General features: G+C 28.1%; 5 protein-coding genes. All 5 read right to left on the minus strand.

The features are described 5' to 3' along the window. Positions 1 to 114: 114 nt before the first annotated feature. Entirely contained in the window at positions 115 to 828 is a 714-nt protein-coding gene (locus EIY84_RS11485; protein WP_124643304.1) for a hypothetical protein, read from the minus strand. A 44-nt stretch (positions 829 to 872) separates the two neighbouring features. Continuing rightward, complete coding sequence (locus EIY84_RS11490) at positions 873 to 1,211, minus strand: hypothetical protein (protein ID WP_124643306.1); 339 nt, start codon at positions 1,209 to 1,211, stop codon at positions 873 to 875. Between the two features lie 447 nt (positions 1,212 to 1,658). Beyond that, complete coding sequence (locus EIY84_RS11495; RefSeq protein ID WP_124643308.1) at positions 1,659 to 2,486, minus strand: GLPGLI family protein; 828 nt, start codon at positions 2,484 to 2,486, stop codon at positions 1,659 to 1,661. 65 nt (positions 2,487 to 2,551) lie between these two features. Further along, positions 2,552 to 3,058, minus strand: coding sequence for a hypothetical protein (locus tag EIY84_RS11500; RefSeq protein WP_124643310.1), 507 nt, complete (start codon positions 3,056 to 3,058; stop codon positions 2,552 to 2,554). Positions 3,059 to 3,353: 295 nt separating this feature from the next. After that, positions 3,354 to 3,872 carry a GNAT family N-acetyltransferase gene (locus EIY84_RS11505; protein WP_241154790.1) on the minus strand — a complete coding sequence of 173 codons (519 nt, stop codon included), beginning with the start codon at positions 3,870 to 3,872 and terminating at the stop codon, positions 3,354 to 3,356. Between the last annotated feature and the right edge of the window lie 155 nt (positions 3,873 to 4,027).

Consider the following 4,027-nt stretch of genomic DNA (forward strand, 5'->3'; position numbering starts at 1 on the left):
GTATTCTTTTGCATAGAGAAATTTGTAGTTATTTTTCCTCTAATATACTGAATACCAGTCTTTTAAACAAATAATTAACGCCTTTTTTTAAAGGTGTTTATCGATTTTTTTACTTTAAACAAGTTCAGAGAAAAATAATTGTATATTATTGTTTTCTATATTTGCTACAGTATTAGTATCGACTTTACCATCACCAACAATTTCAATTAAACTTATAACGAAGTTGTCTTTTATTTCTATGTTGTAATCACTGAAATCAATAAATATTTTGTCTTTATTTTGTTTATCAATTTTTATAATTATGTTTTCTTGATTTATTGGGTATTCTGCCATTTTTCCTGAATCATAATGGTAAAAGTCTATTTTTAATTTTATATTTTCAACATTATTTGCTATGGTAAAAGGAATTGTAATGTTTTTTAGAATACCAGTTTTATTTTTTATTCCTTTTAATGAAAATCCAAAACCAACATTTTTCCTAAATACTAAATTATTATTATGAATTTTATTATGAAATATTTTATTTTTTCTTGGAATTATTTTTATTTCAGAAATTTCAGAAAATTTAGGTTTAAGATATATTTGAGGAAGAAATTTATAGATAATTTTATCATTGTATCCATTTCTTATTATTTTTAAAGGAAATGTACAATGTTCATTTAGCTGGATTAAACCCAAGGAATCAGTGAAAAAGGAATTTTCTTTACAAAAGATTTGAGAATATGCAATAGGTTTCTTATCAATACTATCCAAAACAGTCATTTTTTGAGCATTAGATTTAGTAATGATAAATAGAAATATGTAAACTAAATAATTTTTAAATTTCATAATGATTAAATTGTAGCTAACCTAGGTTAGCTACAATATAGTATTTAGTTAATATCTTCAATTTTTGGTGTAACTTTTTGTGGGACACAATTGCCTGGGGCAAGTGGAGCTGTTGAAACAGGTATTCCAAAAACATATAAAACTTCTGTTCTTGTTTGTAATCCAACATCAGATCCTTCAAAAAGTGGTGTACAAGGTCCCGTTTTAATTTCAATTCCGAAGAATTTCCAATTTTCTTGATATTGGTCTTCATCACCGTTGTCATTTGTTACAGTAACTTCAGTTGTTTTTTGTAACTCATTTTTTATAGTACTATTTGTGTTAGCTGTTGCAGAAACAGAAAATAAAGCTGTTGCTACCAAAGAGAAAAATATTTTTTTCATTATTATTTGTAATAAAATATAAATCCTACTTTTTTCATCAAAAAATCAACAGAGAAATTTTGATTTTACTCCACAATAGGAGAGGGTAGGTATTCGGAAAATTGTCCAACCCATTGCAAGTTGTTATTCACAAAAGTATGTTTTACTTAATATTCGAACCGTTCCAATCTGTTTTCTTTTCATCAATCTTTGTGTTTTTTCCGCTGTTAAAAATGATATTCTTGGAACGCTCTTTTATGAAAATATCTTACAACGGAAAAGGTATTGGCGAAGTGCGGGCTTTCGAAGAACTGAAAGTTCAATGAAACCCAAACGTAGCGAATGCTTTTTCGATTATGCTAACTTACAAAAATTTGCAGAATTGAAAAGCATGAGCGGATTATTTTTTCTGCTTTTCAATTCTACACATCTCCCCGCATTTTGCCAATACAATGTTGTACGACGTTTTTATTTGTAATTTATTTTTTCAGAAAGTTCAATAGGATTATTGTATCGTTTTAGTTCAGACTTTGTTCTGATTTCCAATTCCCTGTAGTCTTCTGTTGTAAATTTTTCTCCATTTTTATTGTACATAACCCAACCAATAGTTTTGTAATTATATAAGGGATTATTATAATAATTTAATTGAACTATTTTCCAATCTTTTTCTTTTATTTCAAAAACTTTTTGATCAAAGATATTTTTTATATCGAAATTTGAATGATATTCTTTATGATTTTCAGTTTTTACTAATGTATAAGAAAAATTATTGCTGTCATCATGTACTTCTAAAATGAGACCAGGAAGACCATAAAAAACATGAGGTCCATATTGTAAAGGAATATCTTTACAAAACCAAGCAATCCAATTTCGTCCCCCATAGTTTGCTACTGCCTTTTGTACATTAAAGCCTAAAATAGTTTTAGTTTCGTTTGAAGTTTTCCAATTTATTTTTCGCTTAAAATTGTACTTATAATAATTCATATCTATTTTCTTATATGTAGTAAACATATCATTATTTTTTTTGTATTCTATTATTACATTATATTGAGGATTGATATATTGCCTTTCATATTTCTTCAATGAATTTAATGAATCAATTTCAACAAATTTACTACTCAAAAAAATATTTTTTTGTTCATCTACCAATAATACTAACAAGTCATTTGCTTCAGAAGTTCCAGTTGTATCAATTTTGTATTTAAAATCATAATAAAAACGTCCTTGTTGAGCAAAAAAAATGTTGCTGTAAAAAATTAAAATAAAAGGAAATATTAATTGAATTTTTTTTTTCATAATTTTAATTTAAGCGATTACAGATTTCGTTGAAATCTGTAATCGCTGTTCAATTTTATTTGAAATTAGTCAAGGGTAAAACTTTTTACAACTGCTTTTTCTGTCTTTGTGCAATTTTGAGGCCCTCCTAAACCACATGAGCAATTAGAACCAAAAACTGATAGATTACAACCGTTTGGACAACCAGAACAAGAGCATTCTTTGTCTCCTAAAAGTAATCCCAATTTAGTTTTTGTAAAGAAGGCACCTGTTTCCATAGTTTTATCTGAACTTGTTGTTTTCAAAAAATAGTAAGTTTTCCCTGTTTTCTCATCAGTAGAAGATAAAATTTCAAATTTTTCAAATTTTAAATCATAACCTTCACTTTTAAGCTGGTTTTCCCACATTTTTTTTATTTCCTTTTTACTTAAATAGACAACTTTCCCTTCGCTGTCATATTTGTAAAATTTATTTGAGAATACATTCTCTTTGTTGACTTCATCATCTCCATTTAGAGAAGAAGTAAAATTGTTTGCATTAATGGATATGGATATTAATAAAAATCCAAATACTAATAAAAAAATATTTTTCATGACTTTATGTGTTAATTGTTTTGTTATGTTTTTATAAAATAAGTAAAAGTTAACTTTCCCCAACTATCTGTCTGCAAATAGCTGGGGAAAATACTCAAAGACAATAATTCTTTTCAATATTTGTGTTGTTTTCATACGCTTTGTTTAAAATGTCGTACAACGGGCCGCGGCTTGGCGATGTGGCGGATTTTAGCACAAAAGTTGAATAGAATTACTATTGTTGAACCTTGCACAAATGCTTCATAGAAGCACTTCAGCCGCCATATTGCCAAACCGATGTTAGCGGTTCGGCTTTTTATTTATTTTTTGTCAGTTCGTAAATTACTCCTTCTTGTCCTTCAAAATCAAAGTTTTCTTTAAATCTCATACCTATTTTTTCAAGAACTTTGATTGAACCAATATTTTCTTTCATTGCTCGTCCAACTACTTTTTCGATTCCAAGTTCTGTAAAACCAAAGTCAAGACATTTTTTTGCAGTTTCAGTAGCAAAACCTTTATTCCAATAGTTTTTCTGAAATCTAAATCCAATATCATATTCGTTTTTATCTTGGCTATATTTTATTCCACACCAACCAATAAATTTTGAAGTCGATTTGTCAATAACAGCAAGTCGTCCAACCCCATATTTTTCATATTGGTCGTAGTAGGCTAAAAAGTCAATTGAGGCTTGTATGTTTTCAAAAGGTTTGTCTCCTGTGTATTTCAATACTTCTTCGTCAAGATTTAAAGCATAGAACTCTTTTGCGTCTTCTTTTGTCAGTTTACGCATTATTGTTCTTTCTGTTTCTAAATTTTCAACTTCTTTCATTTTCATGATTGCTGTCGTTTTCAAGCTGACCGCTAACGGTTTGCGGCTTTGTGAAGTGCGGACTTTGATTATCAAGTACTTATGCAATCTCTACACCAAGCAAAAAGCCATTTTTCTTTTGCTAAAATACAAAAATTTGTAAAAGAAAAAGGCTTTTTGCG

Origin of the sequence: Amniculibacterium aquaticum, assembly GCF_003852705.1 — a bacterium.
In the GTDB taxonomy this organism is placed as follows: domain Bacteria; phylum Bacteroidota; class Bacteroidia; order Flavobacteriales; family Weeksellaceae; genus Amniculibacterium; species Amniculibacterium aquaticum.

Excerpts from the sequence above, each read along its gene's own strand:
- EIY84_RS11485 (WP_124643304.1), bottom strand. The coding sequence starts at position 828 with ATGAAATTTAAAAATTATTTAGTTTACATATTTCTATTTATCATTACT.
- EIY84_RS11490 (WP_124643306.1), bottom strand. The coding sequence starts at position 1,211 with ATGAAAAAAATATTTTTCTCTTTGGTAGCAACAGCTTTATTTTCTGTT.
- EIY84_RS11495 (WP_124643308.1), bottom strand. The coding sequence starts at position 2,486 with ATGAAAAAAAAAATTCAATTAATATTTCCTTTTATTTTAATTTTTTAC.
- EIY84_RS11500 (WP_124643310.1), bottom strand. The coding sequence starts at position 3,058 with ATGAAAAATATTTTTTTATTAGTATTTGGATTTTTATTAATATCCATA.
- EIY84_RS11505 (WP_241154790.1), bottom strand. The coding sequence starts at position 3,872 with ATGAAAATGAAAGAAGTTGAAAATTTAGAAACAGAAAGAACAATAATG.